Below are 17,967 nucleotides of genomic sequence, written 5' to 3'. Positions count from 1 at the left end.
GCCCTCCGACGCCTGAACAGGGGGTATGCGGTCGGGATTGTCGCAGCTGCGGGCGGACCGCGGGGAGATGTCCGGTCCCGCCAGCGGGCCACGTGTACCCATAGAATCGTGTGAAGATCACGTGAAAGCCCGGTCCGCGGCATGACGGACGCGCCCAGGAGTCAGCACGATGGATCGACCCAAGCTTGCCCTCTGGCTGCTGCTGGCCCTGCTGTTCACCGGGCCCGCAGGCGCGTGCAGGCTGCAGGCCGAACTGCTCTACACCGCCGAGGCAGTCGACAGTCCGCCCGTGGCGGTGCCGGTGCTGCACCGGTCGGAGGCGACCACGCGGGGCGAAGCGCTACGCGTGCGATTGCCACGGCGCTCGACCGGGCACTGGCTGCGGTTGACCTGCCACGGTCGCATCGACGCCGGCGCCGGCTGGGTGTTCGTCGTCGAAGGCGCGGAGCATCTGGGCGAACTCACGTTCCATCCCCCCGGCGCCGCTCCACGCCGGGTCGGGCCGGCCACGCGTGACGCGGCCCCCGGGCAGGCGACCGCGCTGCGTCGCGGCTGGTCGCTCGCATTGCCGCACGGCTGGCCCACGGCCAGCGTCGCCTACCTGCACGTGACCGGTTCCAGCACCGAGCCGATGCGCGTGCGGCTGGTGGAAGCCGCGCAGCTAGCTCGCGAACAGCGCGCTGGCGCGCGTCTCACCGTCGGCGCGGCCGCCGTCCTGCTGGCCATCGCGCTGGTGACGCTCGCGATCTACCTGCGTTTCCGCGACCTGCTGTACCTCAGCTATGCCGGTTACCTGGTCTGCATCGCGACCTACGTGGTGCTGCTGGCCGGCGACGCTGCCACGACGGGCGTGCTTGAACCGTTCGTCGTGCACGGCGCGACCGGGCGCTGGGCGGTGGCCACGCTTGCGGTGAGCCTGCAGCTGGTATTCACCCGCCGCATCCTCGAGCTCGACTCCATCGCGCCGCGCGCATCGCAGCTGCTGCGGTGGCTGTTCTGGCTGCACGTGGCGCTGCTCGCCACGCTGCTGATCGGACGCACGCAGGTGCACGGTTGGTACTGCACGGCCGGCAACGTGCTGCTGATCATCAGCGGGCCCACGGTGCTCGGCATCGCGATGCTGGTCTGGCGCCGCCGGGCCACCTATGCCGGTTACTACCTGCTCGGGTGGACGCCGCTGGTCGCAAGCGCCGCGCTCGTGGCCGCCGACCAGCTCGGCCTGGTGATGGCGCCCTGGGCCGAAACGGCGCTGCCGCTGATCGCGGTCGCCGAATCGACGGTGCTCGCGTTCGCGCTCGGCCGGCACGCGGCCAACCGCGACCGCGCGATCCGGCATGCGCAACGCTCGCCCGACCTCGACGCGGTGACCGGCGCCCACACCGCGCCCGCGCTCGACCGCCTGCTCGAATCCTGGCGCCAGCTCGGCGGGCTTGGCGCGCGGCGTTACTGCTTGCTGATGCTCGACCTCGATGACCTGGCCCTCATCGACGATCGCCACGGACCGGCGGTGGCTGACGTGCTGCTGCGGCAGGGCTTCACGCGGCTGCGCGCACGGCTCGGGCCGGACGACGTCGTCGCCCGGATCGGTCGCTACCGCTTCGCCGTGGTCCGCGCCTGTGAGCGCAACGCGGCCGAAGCGCTCGCGCGGCAACTCACCGAGGCGATCGCCGGCGCGCCGTTCCGCGTTGGCCGGCAGTCGTTCGTAATCACCGCGAGCGCCGGCATCGCGACCGCTGTCACCGGCGAGCCCGTCGCCGGCCTGATGCAGCGCGCGGCCCAGGCGGCGCAGCGTGCAAGCGCGCTCGGCGGCAACACCGTGAGCACGGTCGATCACGGCCAGAACCTGCCTGTATTCGCGGCCGTTTGAGCGGTCGAGGCTGACTCGCAGCAAAACCGTGCAGCACGTTCAACCGGGGTAGTGCCTCAGGGCGGTTTTCTTCACTGCTGTTGCATCCGGCGGCGCCTACGTTCGGCTCGACCGCTGCCGAGGGCGCGGCGACCCACCGCAACGGAGCAGTACCCCATGAGCAACGTCAAGAAAGATCACAGCATCGGCGCCGGCACCGGTGCGGTTGCCGGCGCGATCACCGGCGCCGCGCTCGGCGCCGCGGCCGGCCCGATCGGCAGCGTGATCGGTGCGGTCGCCGGCGGCGTGGTCGGCGCGAAGGCCGGCGACTCGATCGCCGAGGCCGTCAACCCGACCGATTACACCGAGCACTTCCAGCGCGAGTACCGCAACGCGCCGTACTACAACAGCGAACGCGACTGGGACGATTACGGCCCGGCCTACACCTACGGTTACAGCACGTTCGGCCAGTACCGCGGCCGGGAATTCGACGAGGTCGAACCCGATCTCGAGCGGGAGTGGTCCGACACCCGGGGCGACTCGCGCCTGGAGTGGACCGAGGCACGCAGCGCGGTGCGCGACGGCTGGCACCACATCGAACGCGCGCTGCCGGGCGACGCCGACCGCGACGGACGCTGAGCCTGCTGCTGGACCGCGACGGCCGCGCCGGGCGATGGATGCCGGCGCCGGCCGTCCGCCGCACATCGACGTGCACGCCGGCTGGCCGTGCGCTGTATGGCTCGAACGGCCCGTTCATGCGGCTGCATGCCAGTTCCGTGCCATGCGCGGTAGCATGCGCGTCCGTTTGATTACACAGGACCGTCGACGATGGCCGTCAACGACAAGCCCTCGCGCGAGGAAGCCGAAGCCGCGGTGCGCACGCTGCTGCGCTGGGCCGGCGAGGACCCGGACCGCGAAGGCCTGCTCGATACGCCCAAGCGCGTGGTCAAGGCCTATTCGGACTGGTTCGGCGGCTACAGCCTCGACCCGCGCGAGTACATGGCGCGCACGTTCGAAGAGGTGGCCGGTTACGACGAAATGGTCGTGCTGCGGGACATCGAGTTCGAAAGCCATTGCGAGCACCACATGGCGCCGATCATCGGCAAGGCACATGTCGGTTACCTGCCCGACGGCAAGGTGGTCGGCATCAGCAAGCTCGCGCGCGTGGTCGATGCGTATGCGCGCCGCTTCCAGGTGCAGGAAAAGCTCACCGCGCAGATCGCCGAGACGATTCAGGACGTGTTGCAGCCGCGCGGCGTCGCGGTCGTGGTCGAGGCATCGCACGAGTGCATGACCACGCGCGGCGTGCACAAGCGCGGCGTGAGCATGACGACGTCGACGATGCTCGGCGCATTCCGCGAAGACGCGCGCACGCGGGCGGAGTTCCTGCAGTTCATCCAGGGCAATCGCCGCTGAGAGCAATGCGGTGCAGCACTGGCGCCGCCCCGAGTAAGAGCGGGCCGCGCCACGTAAGGCCGGACCGGACGCGGCTCGTGCCGGGTGACGGGTCCTAGCCCGCCGCGCGCAGCACGCGTGCGACGCGGTCGATATCGTCAGCGTCTACATGCAGGTGCGGCGCAATGCGCAGCACCCCGTGACGAGCGGTGCAGACGATGCCGGCCGCACGCAGCGCCTGCATGCACACCGAAGGCTCGACGCTCCGCGGACGCAGACCGGTGATATGCGGGCCGGGTTGGGCGGGCGCATCGAAGCCATCATCGGCCAGCGCTTCGCGTAGCGCGGCCGTCCAGCCGCCGAGCCGATGCGCGATCGCATCGACGCCCCACTCGAGTACCTGTGTCAGGCCTGCCTCGGCCATTGCCAGCCGCTGCACGTCGGTGATCTCGCCGGCATCGAAGCGGCGCGCACCCGGACGGTAGTCGTTGGCTCCATCAGCACGGAATGACCAGTCCGCACGCGCCTCGTACGCCGCCCAGTGCTGTTCGATCGGCACCCCGTGTGCGCGCCAGTGCGAATCCGCCCAGAAGTAGCACAGCCCATGCGGGCCGAGCAGCCACTTGTAGCCGACCGATACGGCGAACGCCGGACGCCAGCGCGCGATCTGTGCAGGCATCGCGCCCAAGCTCTGGCTGAGGTCGAGCACGAGCGCCGCGCCGCGTGCGTGCACGGCCGCGCTGATCGCGTCGAGGTCCAGCCTTGAACCGTCGTGCCAGTGCACTTGCGGCAGCGACACGATGCGCACCGCCGCATCGCCATCGAGCGCGGCGAGCACCGCTGCGGTCGCGTCATCGCCGCGCGTGACGCCATGCATGCGCGCGCCGACCTCGCGGCAGCGCTGCTGCCACGGCAACAGGTTGGACGGGAATGCATCGGCGAGCACGAGCACGGCTTCGTCGCGTGTAAGTGGCAGGTTGCGCGCAGCGATCGACAACCCGTACGCGGCCGATGGAACCAGCGCGACCGCATCGCCGTTCGCATCGAACAGTTGTGACGCGAGCGCTCGTACGCGTTCAACCTGCGCTTCCCATTCATCCCAACACGTGGTCCACGGCGTAGCGCCGGCATCAAGCGCAGCCTGCGCCGCCGATTGCACTGCACGCAGCCTCGGCCCATGCGCAGCGGTGTCGAGGTAGAGCAGCTCGGGCGGCAGCAGGAATGCGGCCTTCGCGTTGTGCAGGTCGGAAGCGTGCATCGAAGCTCCAGCGAGACTGCGCACTATGCGGCAGCGTGCATCGCTGTTTCGTCACTGGGCCATCGCGGCGCATGCATAAGCTCGGCACCATGTCGTTGCTCGATGCCACCGCCGCCTCTGCGTCGACCGCCGCCGTGCTTGCAGAACGCTACCGGCACGTGCGATCGCGCAGCACGGCATTGGCTGCGCCGCTGTCGGCCGAGGACGCGACGGTGCAGAGCATGCCCGATGCCAGCCCGAGCAAATGGCACCTCGCACATACCACGTGGTTCTTCGAGCAATTCGTGCTCGCGACGCAACCGGGCTATCGCGTCGTCGACGAGCGCTGGGGGCTCCTGTTCAACAGCTACTACCAGAGCGTCGGGCCGATTCACGCGCGCCCGCATCGCGGCCTGTTGACGCGTCCAACGCTCGATGAAGTGCGCGCGTTCCGCGACGAGATCGATGCGCGCATGCAGCGTGCGTTCGAGCGTGGCGGGTTCGACGAGCTGACGCTGCACACGATCGAGATCGGCCTGCACCACGAGCAGCAGCACCAGGAGTTGCTGCTGACCGACATCAAGCACGCGTTCGCACACAACCCGCTGCGCCCGGCCTACCGCGACGATCTGGTGCACATGCGTGCACGTGCAACGCCGCTCGACTGGCAGCGCTATGACGAGGCGGTCGTCGAGATCGGCGCGCCGCACTGGCCCGGCGGTGCGCAGTTCGCGTACGACAACGAGTCACCACGCCACCGCATGCTGTCGCTGCCGTTCGCGCTCGCGAATCGGCCGGTCACGAACGCCGAGTACCGGCAGTTCATCGACGAGGGCGGCTACACGACCGTGTCGCTGTGGCTCAGCGCCGCGTGGGCACGCATCCAGGACGAGCGCTGGACGCGGCCGCTGTACTGGGACGAGGACCTCGAGCGCGAATTCACGCTGGGCGGTATGCGCGAGCTTGACCCGCATGCGCCGGTCAGCCACCTGAGCTATTACGAAGCCGATGCGTTCGCACGCTGGGCCGGCGCACGGCTGCCGACCGAGTTCGAATGGGAGCGCGCGGCCGGTTCGCGCGTCCCGTCGCCGGCTGACAATTTCGTCGAGCGCGATGCACTGCATCCGCAGGGCGCGACTGGTGCGGGCGACGGCCTGCAGCAGCTCTACGGCGATGTCTGGGAATGGACCTCGAGCGCGTACACCGCGTATCCCGGCTTCAAGCCGTGGCCGGGCTCGCTGGGCGAATACAACGGCAAGTTCATGTGCGGGCAATGGGTGTTGCGCGGCGGCAGTTGCGCCAGCGCACGCGACCATCTGCGCGCGAGCTACCGCACCTTCTTTTTTCCGCCTGACCGCTGGCAGTTCTCCGGCCTGCGACTGGCAAAGGACCTTGCATGAATGCGATGACCGCACCCGTGCTGCCGACCTGGCGGCTGACCGATCTACGCCCGACCCCCAGCGACATCCTCGGCGACACGATCGCCGGGTTGTCGGCAACGCCCAAGCGCCTATCGTCGAAATACTTCTACGACGCGCGTGGCTCGCAGCTGTTCGAGCGCATCACCCGCCAGCCCGAGTACTACGTCACCCGCGTTGAACTCGAGCTGCTCGAAGACCGCCTCGGCGACATCGCCTCGGCGATCGGGCCGGAGGTCCACGTCGTCGAATACGGCACCGGCAGCGGGCGCAAGACGCGGCTGCTGCTCGATGCCCTGCAGCACCCGATCGCCTACACGCCGATCGAGATCTCGCGCACGACGGTGATCGAAAGCACCGCGCGGCTGGCCGAGGAGTTTCCGCGCATCGAGATGCTGCCGGTCTGCGCCGACTTCACGCGTCCGGTGCCGCTGCCCGAACCGATGCACGATGCGCGTAGCACGCTGGTGTTCTTCCCGGGCTCCACGCTCGGCAACTTCACCGACGACGTGGCGGTCGAGCTGCTTGCGGCGATGCGCGAGACGATGGGCCCGCGCGGACAGGCGCTGATCGGTATCGATCTCGACAAGGACCCGAGCCTGATCGAAGCGGCCTACAACGATGCGGCCGGTGTCACCGCCGAGTTCACGCTGAACCTGCTCGCGCGGCTCAACCGCGAGATCGGCAGCGACTTCCAGCTCGACGGCTTCCGCCACCGCGCGGTGTACGCGCGCGAGCGCGGACGGATCGAGACCGACCTCGTGAGCCAGTACGGCCAGACCGTGCACGTGGCCGGGCGCGAGTTCACGTTCGAGGCGGGCGAGGCGATCCGCGTCGAATACAGCTGCAAGTACACCGATGAGCGCTTTGCGGAGCTTGCGGCACAGGCCGGGCTGCGCGTGGTCGACGGATGGAACGATGCGCGTGACTGGTTCGGCCTGCGACTGCTGCAGGCATAAGGCATGACGATGGATACGAATACCGCCGAGATGCTCGATTGCCTCATCGTCGGCGCCGGCCCGGGCGGGCTGACCGCAGCGACCTATCTGATGCGTTTCCACCGCCGCGTGCTGGTCGTCGATGCCGGCGCAAGCCGCGCGCGCTGGATTCCCACGAGCCACAACTGCCCCGGCTTCCCGATGGGCGTGCACGGCACCACGCTGCTGCAGCGCATGCGCGAGCAGGCGACCGGCTACGGCACCGAAATCGTTGATGGTTGCGTCGAGCAGCTCAAGCGGGACAAGGATGGCTCGTTCGAGGTGATCGCCGGCGACGGCCGCCACTGGCGTGCGCGCTTCGTGATCCTCGCGACCGGCATCGTCGACCGGATGCCGGCGCTGCAGGGCCTGCCCGCGGCGATCGATGCCGGCGTCGTGCGCCTGTGCGCGGTCTGCGACGGCTACGAGGCCAGCGACGCGCGCATCGCGGTCTACGGCCCGGTCAACGAGGCGGTCGGGCACGCGCTGTTCCTGCGCACGTTCTCGCCGGACGTCAGCGTCGTGCCGCTCGAGGACGAGCGCCTCGAGAGCGAGCGTGAGCGCCAGGTGCGCGATGCGGGCATCACCGTGCATCCGCCGGCCGACGCGATGGCATTCGATGGCGAGTGCGCGGTGGTCGAGTTCGACGATGCCGAGCCGCAGCGCTTCAGCACGCTGTACCCGGTGCTCGGCGGCGAGGCGCAGGCCGGCCTGGCGCACGCGCTCGGCGCGCGCTGCGACGACAACGGCGAGCTGATCGTCGACGATCACCAGCAGACGTCGGTCGAAGGGCTGTATGCGATCGGCGACGTGGTCAGCGCACTGAACCAGATCGCGGTCGCGGTTGGCCATGCGGCGATCGCCGCAACCACCGTGCACAACCGCCTGCCGCGCAATTTCCGTGAGAACCGCGCCAGCCAGCCGGCTTCCGCGCCCGACCTGCCGAGCCCGGCACCCTGACCTGAAGGAATGCTCATGCCGACGATGTGGCTGATCCGCGATGGGCGCACCTCGTACGCCGAGGCTGGCCAGGGCATGCCGTTGAGCTTCGCCGAGGCTGTCGACCTGTTCGCCTCCGAAGACCTGCGCTTCGTGGGCCGCCGCGCCCCGAGCATCAACCCCGACGCACCGTCCGATTCGATCGAGAACGTTCTGTTGCAGGTCGAGGAAGGCGAAGGCACGAACGCGCTGCTGCCGCAGGCCGGGTTCTACTGGGCGGTGAGCATCTCGCCCGAGGACGCCGAAAAGCGGCTGCTGCGCGAACGCCGCAAACGGCAGTAGGCACGCTGTGGCGTAACAACGCGCAGGCCCGGTCGGGGCCTGCCGGCGCAATGAGCGCGCGCTAGACTGCCGCCCCGCACGCCGACCGGCGAGTCCCGTGACCGCTCCAGATTCCGCCCTGCGCGCCGCGCGCCCGGCCGCGCTCGCGTTCATTTTCATCACCGTGCTGATCGACGTGCTCGCGTTCGGGGTGGTCATCCCGGTGCTGCCGCACCTGATCGAAGGCTTCGTCGGTGGCGACACCGCGCATGCCGCACGCTGGGTCGGCGTGTTCGGCACCGTCTTCGCCGCGGTGCAGTTCGTCAGCGCGCCGGTGCAGGGCGCACTGTCGGACCGCTACGGCCGCCGGCCGGTGATCCTGCTGTCCTGCCTTGGGCTGGGCCTGGATTTCGTGTTCATGGCGCTCGCGAACTCGCTGCCGTGGCTGCTGGTCGGCCGGGTGATCTCGGCGGTGACCTCGGCGAGTTTCACGACTGCGAACGCCTACATCGCCGACGTCACCAGCCCCGACAAGCGCGCGCAGAGCTTCGGCCTGATCGGGGCGGCGTTCGGGCTTGGCTTCATCATCGGCCCGGCGCTCGGCGGTTGGCTGGGCGCGATCGACCTGCGCTGGCCGTTCTGGGCCGCGGCGATCCTCGCGCTGGTCAACTTCGCGTATGGGCTGTTCGTGCTGCCCGAATCGCTGCCGCCCGAGCGCCGCACCACGCGACTGGTCTGGCGCGAGGCCAATCCGCTCGGCGCGCTGGCGCTGCTGCGGCGCTATCCGCAGGTGCTCGGGCTCGCGGGCGTGGTGCTGCTGATCAACTTCGCGCATTACGTCTATCCGAGCGTGTTCGTGCTGTTTGCCGACTACCGCTACGGCTGGGGCCCGCAATCGGTCGGCAGCGTGCTCGCGGTCGTCGGCGTGATGAGCGTGCTCGTGCAGGCGGTGCTGGTGAAGCGCGCGGTGGGCAGGTTCGGCGAGCGGCGCACGCTGCTGGTCGGCCTTGGCGCCGGCGCGCTCGGCTCGATCGCCTATGCGATCGCGCCCACCGGGGCCTGGTTCATCGCCGCGATTCCGGTCACTGCGTTGTGGGGCATGGCCACGCCGACCACGCAGGCGCTGATTACGCGCCAGATCGACCCGGCCGAGCAGGGGCGCATCCAGGGCGCGCTGTCGAGCCTGGTGAGCCTGGCCGGTATCGCCGGGCCGACCGTGTTCACCAGCGTGTTCGCGTGGTTCATCGCGCCGTCGGCGCCGGTGCACGCACCGGGCGCACCGTTCGCGCTGGCGGGTGCCTGCCTGCTGGCCGCATGGCTGGTCGCGCGTCGGCATGCACCACAGCGCGCGCCGGTGCTGCAGCCGCAGCCTGACGCCGCCTGAACAGGGATACGGAAAGCGGCCGGGCTTGATACCCGGGTCACACGGCGGCGCCTAGGGTCGAAGGCCGACGCACCGTCTGGACCACTGTCACCGTGTCGACCCGGCGTCCCATCTGCCACCCGTCGCGAACCCGCGTGAGCGGGCGCTGCTGCGCATGCCCGCGCTGACGCTCGAGACGGCCAGCCAGCCGCATGGACGCGATGCGCGCATCGTGCGTGCACGGCGCAAGCGCGTGCCACTCGCGCCGCCGCTGCCGGCTGCCGATCCGGCGAACGCCCGCAGCGCACGCGATGCCGGCCTGGTGCACGTCTGCGACCGCTCGCCCGGCATCACGCGGCAGCGCATCGGCGAAGCGTTCGCGTATTTCGGCCCCGGTGGTGAGCGAATCACCGACGCAGTGGCGCTCCAGCGCATCGGCGCGCTTGCGGTCCCGCCCGCCTACACGGACGTGTGGATCTGTCCGCGTGAGAACGGCCACCTGCAGGCCACCGGCCGCGATGCGCGCGGACGCAAGCAGTACCGCTACCACGCGCGCTGGCAGCAGGTGCGCGGCGAGGGCAAGTTCGACCGCATCGTCGAGTTCGGCGAAGCGCTGCCCAAGCTGCGCCGGCGGCTGCGGAGCGATCTGGCCCGCAGCGGTTTTCCGCGCGAAAAGGTGCTGGCGATCGTGATCGCGGTGATGGCCGAGACGCTCGTGCGTGTCGGCAACGACGAGTACGCGCGGACGAACAAGTCGTTCGGACTCACCACACTGCGCAACCGCCACGTGGCGTTCCTCAAGGGCGGCCGTGCGCGGTTCCGTTTCCGCGGCAAGGCCGGGCTCGAGCACGAGATCGTGCTCGACGATGCGCGCCTGGCCCGGCTCGTGCAGCGCTGCCAGCAACTGCCGGGGCAGGCCTTGTTCCAGTACCGCGACGATGACGGCCAGCTGCAGCCGGTCGGATCGGACGAGGTCAACGACTACCTGCGCGATGCGATGGGCGAGGCGTTCACCGCCAAGGACTTCCGCACCTGGGGCGGCACGTTGACCGCGGTGCGGTTTTTTTCGCGCACGCCGCTGCCGGTCGGTGATGACGGCACCTGCAGCGAACGCGCACTGGTCGCCGCCCAGAAGGAGGTTGTCGAATGCGTCGCGCGCGCGCTCGGAAACACGCCGGCGGTGTGCCGCAAGTCGTACATCGATCCGGCGGTGTTCGAAGGCTGGCGCAGCGGCGCACTGCAGCGCATCGGCGAACACGCCCGCGGTGTGCGGCAGTGGGAGCGCGTGACTTTGCAGTTCCTGCGCAGCGCGCGTCGCCGCGCCGCACGCGCCAAACGAGCGCGTACCCGCAGCCGCCGTTGACCACGCCGGGCGCACCGCCTTCACCGTGACGCGCGGTGCCGCGGCCGACACTGCACGATCCCGACCCGGAGGACGCCCATGGCGCGCTGCGACACCTGCGGCAACGACTACGACAAGGCCTTCACCGTGACGATGCCGGACCGCAGCGGCACGTTCGACTCGTTCGAATGCGCGATCCATGCCCTCGCGCCGGCCTGTGCGCGCTGTGGCGTGCGCATCATCGGCCACGGCGCCGAACACGATGCGGTGATGTACTGCTGCGCGCACTGCGCACGCGAATCGGGCGTGCGCGGCATCGACGACCGCATCTGAACAGGCAGCGCGACCTGAGCAGTTCCGCGATCAGTCGATGAAGGGCACGTCCGCTTCGCCGAGCGCTCCCCGGCGCGCCACCTGGCTGCGGCGCATGGAGCGTTGGCTCGAACTGCCGATGCTGCTGCTGTCGTTCGCGTGGATCGCACTGTTCGTGATCGACGAAGTGCGCGGGCTCAACGCGAGCCTGCAGTGGGCGGTCAACGCGATCTGGATCGTGTTCATCGCCCACTTCCTGGTCGAGTTCACGCTGGCGCCGGACAAGTCCAACTACCTCAAGCGCAACTGGCTGTCGGCCGTCGCGCTGGTTCTGCCGGCGCTGCGGGTGTTCCGCGTGTTGCGCGTCGCGCGGTTCATGCGCGCGGCCGGCTGGCTGCGCAGCGTGCGGCTGGTGCGGGTGGTCGGCACGTTCAACCGCGGCATGCGCGCACTCGGCCGTGCGATGCGTCGGCGCGGCGCCGGTTACGTGATCGCGCTGACGGTCGTGGTGACGTTCATCGGCGCCGCCGGCATGTTCGCGTTCGAACGCGACTCGGCCGCATCGGGCATCAACAGCTTCGGTGACGCGCTGTGGTGGACGGCGATGATCATGACCACGATGGGGTCGGAGCAATGGCCCCAGACCACGGCCGGACGCGTGCTGTGCGTGCTGCTGTCGCTGTACGCGTTCACGGTGTTCGGCTACGTCACCGCGATGCTGGCGAGCTTCTTTGTCGGCCGTGACGCTCCAGCGCCGCCGCCACCGACCGATGAGGCCGCACTGGCGCGGCTCGAAGCCCAGCTGGCCGCACTGCGCGAGGAGCTCGCCGCCTCGCGCGAGCCGCCCCGCTAGCGGCGTCAGCCGCAGCGCGCGCCGGTGATCGCGTTGCTGGCGTTGACGTCGAGGTTCAGCCGGTCGGTACGGTGGTCCATCGTGACCACATCACCCGGACGGATCACGCGCACCGCGCTGCTACCCGATTCGATGCGGGCGCGTTCGACGACGTCCTGCGTCGGCTCACGCCCGATCGCCCAGCGCACCGCCTCTGCATTGCACATGTTCGCTCCCGCGGTCGGCGCCGCCGGGGCCGGCGGCGGGCCCATCGTGGCACAGGCGCCCACCGACAGAATCAACACGAGCAGCGGCACGGCCAGGCCCTGCCGTTCAAGGCGGGACGGACGGCGTTCGGCGCGACGGCGTTCGATCATGGCGGGGCTTCCTCACGGTGGAGCCTGAGACTGCGGCGGCGGATGTGTGTACGACGTAAACGTCGCGCACGCCGGTTACCGGTCGGCCGCCTGCGCCTCGATGAGCTGCAGCAGCAGCCTTGCGAGCGTCACCACGTCCTGGTGGTTGTGCGCCGCAACACGCCGCAGCAGCGTCGATGCGCCGCCGCGCAGGTAGGTCAGCCACGCCATCGGCGCCTGCGAACCGGGCAGGTCGTCCTCGCGCACGATCCTCAGCAGTTCGCGCTCGATCGTCGCGAGCCGGCAGTTCTCCCAGCGCCCGCGGTAGCGCCGGCGCGTGGGGTGCAGCAGGTCCAGGTGGTCCAGCCCGTGCAGCGGGTCCGACAGCCGTGCCAGCCGGTAGCGCGTCTTCAGCAGCGGCGCGTCGTAGCTGCGGCCGTTGTAGCTCGCCAGCACGGTGCCCGGCGCGAGCCACGATGCGAACTCGCGCAGCATCGCGTCCTCAGCGGCCATCGTGGTGATCATCAGCTGGCGGATGCGGAAGCCGCCCGCATGCCAGTCGGCCGCGCCGATCATGAACGCGCGTGTGCCGGTGCCGCCAGCGAGGCCGGTCGTCTCGGTGTCGAAGAACATCAGCGAAGCCGGATCGACCGCATCGTCGCGGCGCGCGAACGCGAGCGGCAGTGCGGCCGACGGCGAGGCGAATGCCAGCCGCGTCTCGATCAGGCGCAGGCCCGGCGCGATCTCGTCGCCGGGAAGGTCGCGGTCGAGCGGGCCGCGTACGATCGGCGCCGACGGCCTGCGCTCGCGCACGCCGAGCAGGCGGCGCAGCGAATTCAGCGCGGGGTTGACGGCAGCCGGGCCTGCGGGGATTCGAGGTGCACTGGCTGCAGCCCGCGGCTCGCCGGTCGCGCGATCCGCATGCGGGGCCGTTTGCGGTCCAGGCGCAGCCGCTGTGGCGTTCGTTGATGGCCCGGTCACGCTGTCGCTATGCGGGAGCAGCGACGGCGCTGCCTCGGCAGACGCAGCATGCGGCGACGCGTGCACCCGGCCACCCGCGGCCAGTGGCGCCGGCGCGGCGTTACCGGAGCTGCAAGGCGTCACGGCCTGCCCGTCGGCGCCCGCCGCCGCGCCGCCCGCCGGCGCCGACGGCTTCACCCCGTGCGCGGCCGGCGTGGCGACCGTCGCACCGGCCTGCCGCTTCAGCGCGCGGAGCTTTTCCAGCGTGACGCTCATGGATCGCCCACCGGGCCGTCGTCGAAGTCGAGCACGGCCTCTTCCGGCTCGCGCCGCTCGCGCACTGCCAGCAGGCGCAGCACGCGGCGCGCGAGCGCTTTCGGGGTCAGGCCGTCGCGCTGCTCGTCGCTGGCGAGCACCGGCCCGACGCAGGCCGGGCAGCCGGCGCGGCAGTCACAGCGGTCGACCAGTTCGGTCGCGCGCTGCACAAGTTCGGCCTGCCGCGTCCACAGCGGCTCGCTCAGGCCCACGCCACCAGGGAAGTTGTCGTAGAGGTACACCGTCGGCACGAACTGCTGCACTTCGCTCACCGCGATCGCATTGCCTTCCACGCCGCGCAGCTGGCCGCGCCCTGCGCCGTCGCTGGTCGCGAACCACGCGCCGTCGCCGTTGCCGACCGCCTTGCACAGGTCGCGCGCGTCGGCCATCACTGCGACCGTCGCCACGATGTGCAGCGCGTACCCCGCGCCGAGGAAACCATCGAGCGCGTCCTGCTTCGACGCGAACCACGCCAGCAGCACCGCCTGCGGCAGCTGCCACCACGCTGCGGTGGTATGCAGCTCCTGGTCGGGCAGATTGACCGGCCCGTAGCCGATGTTCTCGTGCGTGTAGTAGCGGATCTTCTTGTAGCCGGCGACGCGGCGCACGACATGCACCTCGCCATGCTGCGCATCGCCATGGCCGGCATCCATGCTGTCGAAGCGCTCGAGCACCTTGAGCTTGGTGTAGTCGATCGAGTCGGTGTAATAGTCCACGTGCGTGCGCGTCACGTACGCCTTGCGGCCTTCCCAGTCGAGCTTCTCGACCTGGTACGGAGTGGACTGGATCATGTGGATCGCGCCTTCGTACAACGTCAGCGCCGCGGCCGAGTAATCGACCTCAGCGATGATCGACTGCCGGCCCCCGCTGCGGTCGACGACCACGAAGTTGCCGTCGGCGACCGAGCGCAGGCTGACCGCGTTGGCCGGGTACGAATCGGCGATCCACTCCCAGCGCGCGCCCTCGCGGTGCACGACCTCGGTCTCGGCGAGCGCTTCGAGGTACACGTCCGGCTCGACCGGGCCGAACATGTCGCCTTCGACGAACGGCAGCTCGAACGCGGCGCAACGGATGTGGTCGAACAGGATCAGCGGCTGGTCCGGCGCGGTGCGCGCATGTTCGGGCGGCGCATCGGCGAAGAAGTCCGGATGACGCACCACGTACTGGTCCAGCGGCTGCGAGTTCGCGACCAGCACGCCCAGGCTCGGCTGCTGCCGGCGCCCGGCACGCCCGAAGCGCTGCCAGGTGCCCGCGATGCTGCCGGGGTAGCCGTTGAGGATCACCACGTCGAGGCTGCCGATGTCGACGCCGAGTTCCAGCGCGGACGTGCTGACGATGCCGTCGATGTTGCCCGCGCGCATCGAGCGCTCGACCTCGCGGCGTTCGGTCGGCAGATAGCCGCCGCGGTAGGCGCGGATGCGGGCCGGTTTACGCGGGTCGTGGTCGAACACGTCCTTGAGGTACTTCGTCAGCACCTCGACCATCAGCCGCGTCTGCGCGAACACCAGCGTTTTCAGCCCGGACTTGATCGCCAGCCGCGCGATGCGGTTGCTCTGCGAACGCGCCGATGCGCGCAGGCCGAGGTCGGGGTTGATCACCGGCGGGTTCCACAGCAGCACGTGTCGATCGCCGGTGGGCGCGCCCGATTCGGTGATCGCATGCACCGGCGCTTCGATCAGCGCCTGCGCATGTGACTGCGGGTTGCCGATCGTCGCCGAGCACAGGATGAACTGCGGGTTCGCGCCGTAGAACGCGCAGATGCGCTTGAGCCTTCGCAGCACGTTCGTGACATGGCTGCCGAACACGCCGCGATAGGTGTGGATCTCGTCGATCACCACGAATTTCAGGTTCTCGAAAAACTGCGCCCACTTCGTGTGATGCGGCAGCATCGCCTGGTGCAGCATGTCGGGGTTGGACACCACGATGTCGCCGTGCAGGCGGATCGCCTGCCGCGCATCGCCCGGCGTATCGCCGTCGAACGTGAATGCCTTCAACCCCAGCTCGCCCGCGCGGTTGAGCTCGAGCAGCTCGGCCACTTGGTCCTGCGCCAGCGCCTTGGTCGGAAACAGGTACAGCGCTTTCGCGCGCTGGGTCATTGCCGCGCTGACCACCGGCAGCGTGTAGCACAGCGACTTGCCCGAGGCGGTCGGGGTGATCACCGCAACGTGCTCGCCGCGCTGCGCCGCGTGCCAGGCCTGCGCCTGGTGTGCGTACAGCTGCTCGATGCCGCGGGCGCGCAGCGCCGCGGCCAGCGCTTCGGGCACGTCGGCGGGGATCGGCGCGTAGCGGCCTTCGTTGCCGGGAATCGTGAAACTGCCGGTAACACGGTCCTTGTAGCGCCGCGCGAGCGCCTGGCTCAGCGCCGCGCCGTCACCGCGGCCGCGTGCGCCGGGCAGCAGTGCGAGCGCGCGCTCGTCGGACTCGATCTGCTGCGCCAGTGCCTGTCCCGGTGCCATCCGCGTCTCCCGTGAAAGCGCGCAGTGCACCCGAACCGATTCTCATCCGGTGAGACAGGCGGCCCGGAGCGCCGACTCCCGGGGCCGGTTCGCGCTGGGCCCTGCGCGCGTGAGCGACGCCCGCCGGGCCCGGGCGCCGCGACAAGGCCGCGCCCCGGATCAGGCCATCCACCGACGGGCGCTAAAATGCCGGCCCGACCGGATGCGATCCATGCTTCGACTCACCGACATCAAGCTGCCACTGGACCATCCCGAGGCGGCGCTCGCCGAGGCGATCTGCGCCCGGCTGGGCATCGCGGCCGACGAACTGACCGGCTACACGGTCGCGCGCCGCAGCTACGACGCGCGCCGCCGCGGCGCGATCGTGCTGATCTACTCGGTCGACGTCGAAACCCCGCGCGAGGCCGACATCCTCGCGCGCCTGCAGCTCGACCCGGAATCGACCGAGTTCGCGCGCGACGGGGACAGCGGCCGGGGTTCGCTTGCGAAGGTCGGGCCCAGGCCCGACACCTCGTACAAGTTCGTCGCGCGCGCGCCGCAAAACCTGCCGCTGCGCCCGCTCGTCATCGGCATGGGCCCCTGCGGGCTGTTCGCCGGCCTCGTGCTCGCGCAGATGGGTTTCAAGCCGATCATCCTCGAGCGCGGCAAGGCCGTGCGTGAGCGCACCAAGGACACCTGGGGCCTGTGGCGCAAGAAGGTGCTGAACCCGGAATCGAACGTGCAGTTCGGCGAAGGCGGCGCGGGCACGTTCTCCGACGGCAAGCTCTGGAGCCAGATCAGCGATCCGAAGCATTACGGGCGCAAGGTCATCGACGAATTCGTCAAGGCCGGCGCGCCCGAGGAAATCAGCTATGTGAGCAAGCCGCACATCGGCACGTTCCGGCTGGTCTCGATGGTCGAAGAAATGCGCGCCACGATCGAATCGCTCGGCGGCGAGATCCGTTTCAGCCATCGCGTCGATGACCTGCTGATCGAGACCGACAGCGCAGGCGTGCGCCACGTGCGCGGCGTGACGCTCGACAGCGGCGAGCAGCTGCGCGCCGACCACGTCGTCCTCGCGCTCGGCCACAGCGCACGCGATACGTTCGCGATGGTGCACAAGCGCGGCGTGTTCGTCGAAGCAAAACCTTTCTCGATCGGCTTTCGCATCGAGCACCCGCAGTCGTTGATCGACGCCGCGCGCTTCGGCCCGCAGGCCGGCCATCCGCTGCTTGGCGCGGCCGATTACAAGCTCGTGCACCACTGCCGCAACGGCCGCTCGGTCTATAGCTTCTGCATGTGCCCGGGCGGCACCGTCGTCGCTGCGGCGAGCGAACCCGGGCGCGTGGTCACCAACGGCATGAGCCAGTACTCGCGCAACGAGCGCAATGCGAATGCGGCGATCGTGTGCGGCATCTCGCCCGAAGACTTCGCGCCATACGGCGAAGGCCCGCTCGCGGGCATCGCGCTGCAGCGGCACTGGGAGGCGCGTGCGTTCGAGCTCGGCGGCGGCGAATACGAAGCGCCGGGTCAGCTGGTCGGCGACTTCATCAAGGGCCGCGCCTCGAGCGCGTTCGGCGCGGTGCTGCCGTCATACAAGCCTGGCGTGCGCCTGGGCGATCTTGCGCCGTCGCTGCCGGACTATGCGATCGCGGCGATCCGCGAGGCGCTGCCCGCGTTCGAAAAACAGATCCGCGGTTTCGCGATGCACGATGCGGTGTTGACCGGCGTGGAGACGCGCACGTCGTCGCCGGTGCGCATCACGCGCGGTGAGGACGGGCACAGCCTCAACACGCGTGGGTTGTTTCCGGCCGGCGAAGGTGCCGGCTACGCGGGCGGCATCCTGTCGGCCGGTGTCGATGGCATCCGCACCGCGGAGGCGCTCGCGCTGGACATCGTCGGGCGCGGCATGCGGTAGG

At 69.9% G+C, this 17,967-nt stretch carries 16 protein-coding genes; 12 read left to right on the top strand and 4 right to left on the bottom strand.

All coding sequences use genetic code 11. The features are described from left to right. The first annotated feature begins 169 nt into the window (after positions 1-169). The 3 genes from ACFFGH_RS00905 (at position 170) to folE (ending at position 3,262) form a co-directional block, all read left to right on the top strand. Positions 170-1,867 carry a sensor domain-containing diguanylate cyclase gene (locus ACFFGH_RS00905; RefSeq protein WP_386664043.1) on the top strand — a complete coding sequence of 566 codons (1,698 nt, stop codon included), beginning with the start codon at positions 170-172 and terminating at the stop codon, positions 1,865-1,867. Between the two features lie 156 nt (positions 1,868-2,023). Then, on the top strand, positions 2,024-2,485 hold the full coding sequence (locus tag ACFFGH_RS00900; protein ID WP_386664041.1) for a hypothetical protein: 462 nt from the start codon (positions 2,024-2,026) through the stop codon (positions 2,483-2,485). Positions 2,486-2,674: 189 nt separating this feature from the next. Next, positions 2,675-3,262 (top strand): GTP cyclohydrolase I FolE, encoded by a 588-nt coding sequence (folE, locus tag ACFFGH_RS00895; protein ID WP_386664040.1) that lies wholly within the window; start codon positions 2,675-2,677, stop codon positions 3,260-3,262. A 94-nt stretch (positions 3,263-3,356) separates the two neighbouring features. On the opposite strand, the gene ACFFGH_RS00890 is transcribed toward folE, so the two are convergent. Then, a complete protein-coding gene (locus ACFFGH_RS00890) occupies positions 3,357-4,499 on the bottom strand; it encodes an aminotransferase class V-fold PLP-dependent enzyme (protein WP_386664039.1) in 1,143 nt (380 codons plus the stop codon). A gap of 89 nt (positions 4,500-4,588) precedes the next feature. Between ACFFGH_RS00890 and egtB the strand changes: the two genes are divergently transcribed. From egtB to ACFFGH_RS00850, 8 genes are all read left to right on the top strand, one after another. Beyond that, entirely contained in the window at positions 4,589-5,878 is a 1,290-nt protein-coding gene (gene egtB / locus ACFFGH_RS00885; RefSeq protein ID WP_386664037.1) for an ergothioneine biosynthesis protein EgtB, read from the top strand. Then, the gene (gene egtD, locus ACFFGH_RS00880; protein ID WP_386664036.1) at positions 5,875-6,855 is read left to right on the top strand and encodes an L-histidine N(alpha)-methyltransferase; all 981 of its coding nucleotides are present in this window, start codon (positions 5,875-5,877) and stop codon (positions 6,853-6,855) included. Before egtB ends, egtD begins: the two co-directional genes overlap by 4 nt. A gap of 9 nt (positions 6,856-6,864) precedes the next feature. Continuing rightward, complete coding sequence (locus ACFFGH_RS00875; protein ID WP_386664035.1) at positions 6,865-7,833, top strand: NAD(P)/FAD-dependent oxidoreductase; 969 nt, start codon at positions 6,865-6,867, stop codon at positions 7,831-7,833. Positions 7,834-7,848: 15 nt separating this feature from the next. Further along, positions 7,849-8,154 carry a hypothetical protein gene (locus ACFFGH_RS00870; RefSeq protein WP_386664033.1) on the top strand — a complete coding sequence of 102 codons (306 nt, stop codon included), beginning with the start codon at positions 7,849-7,851 and terminating at the stop codon, positions 8,152-8,154. A gap of 97 nt (positions 8,155-8,251) precedes the next feature. Then, positions 8,252-9,517: a TCR/Tet family MFS transporter gene (locus ACFFGH_RS00865; RefSeq protein WP_386664032.1), complete on the top strand. Its 1,266-nt coding sequence runs from the start codon at positions 8,252-8,254 to the stop codon at positions 9,515-9,517. A gap of 154 nt (positions 9,518-9,671) precedes the next feature. Further along, positions 9,672-10,859, top strand: coding sequence for a DNA topoisomerase IB (locus ACFFGH_RS00860; RefSeq protein WP_386664030.1), 1,188 nt, complete (start codon positions 9,672-9,674; stop codon positions 10,857-10,859). A gap of 78 nt (positions 10,860-10,937) precedes the next feature. Continuing rightward, on the top strand, positions 10,938-11,171 hold the full coding sequence (locus ACFFGH_RS00855; protein ID WP_386664028.1) for a metallothionein: 234 nt from the start codon (positions 10,938-10,940) through the stop codon (positions 11,169-11,171). Between the two features lie 37 nt (positions 11,172-11,208). Further along, on the top strand, positions 11,209-12,003 hold the full coding sequence (locus tag ACFFGH_RS00850) for an ion transporter (RefSeq protein WP_386664026.1): 795 nt from the start codon (positions 11,209-11,211) through the stop codon (positions 12,001-12,003). A gap of 5 nt (positions 12,004-12,008) precedes the next feature. On the opposite strand, the gene ACFFGH_RS00845 is transcribed toward ACFFGH_RS00850, so the two are convergent. The 3 genes from ACFFGH_RS00845 to ACFFGH_RS00835 form a co-directional block, all read right to left on the bottom strand. After that, positions 12,009-12,359 carry an I78 family peptidase inhibitor gene (locus ACFFGH_RS00845; RefSeq protein ID WP_386664025.1) on the bottom strand — a complete coding sequence of 117 codons (351 nt, stop codon included), beginning with the start codon at positions 12,357-12,359 and terminating at the stop codon, positions 12,009-12,011. A 75-nt stretch (positions 12,360-12,434) separates the two neighbouring features. Further along, a complete protein-coding gene (locus tag ACFFGH_RS00840; RefSeq protein ID WP_386664023.1) occupies positions 12,435-13,574 on the bottom strand; it encodes a ribonuclease H-like domain-containing protein in 1,140 nt (379 codons plus the stop codon). Next, positions 13,571-16,069: a DEAD/DEAH box helicase gene (locus ACFFGH_RS00835; protein WP_386664021.1), complete on the bottom strand. Its 2,499-nt coding sequence runs from the start codon at positions 16,067-16,069 to the stop codon at positions 13,571-13,573. Before ACFFGH_RS00835 ends, ACFFGH_RS00840 begins: the two co-directional genes overlap by 4 nt. A 211-nt stretch (positions 16,070-16,280) precedes the next feature. On the opposite strand from ACFFGH_RS00835, the gene ACFFGH_RS00830 reads away from it, so the two are divergent. Then, positions 16,281-17,966 carry an NAD(P)/FAD-dependent oxidoreductase gene (locus tag ACFFGH_RS00830; protein WP_386664020.1) on the top strand — a complete coding sequence of 562 codons (1,686 nt, stop codon included), beginning with the start codon at positions 16,281-16,283 and terminating at the stop codon, positions 17,964-17,966. Position 17,967: the final 1 nt, after the last annotated feature.

The sequence above is a fragment of the Lysobacter korlensis genome, assembly GCF_042434515.1.
The sequence above is the reverse complement of the archived record's forward strand: the minus strand, read 5'-3'. Positions and strand labels throughout refer to the sequence as shown.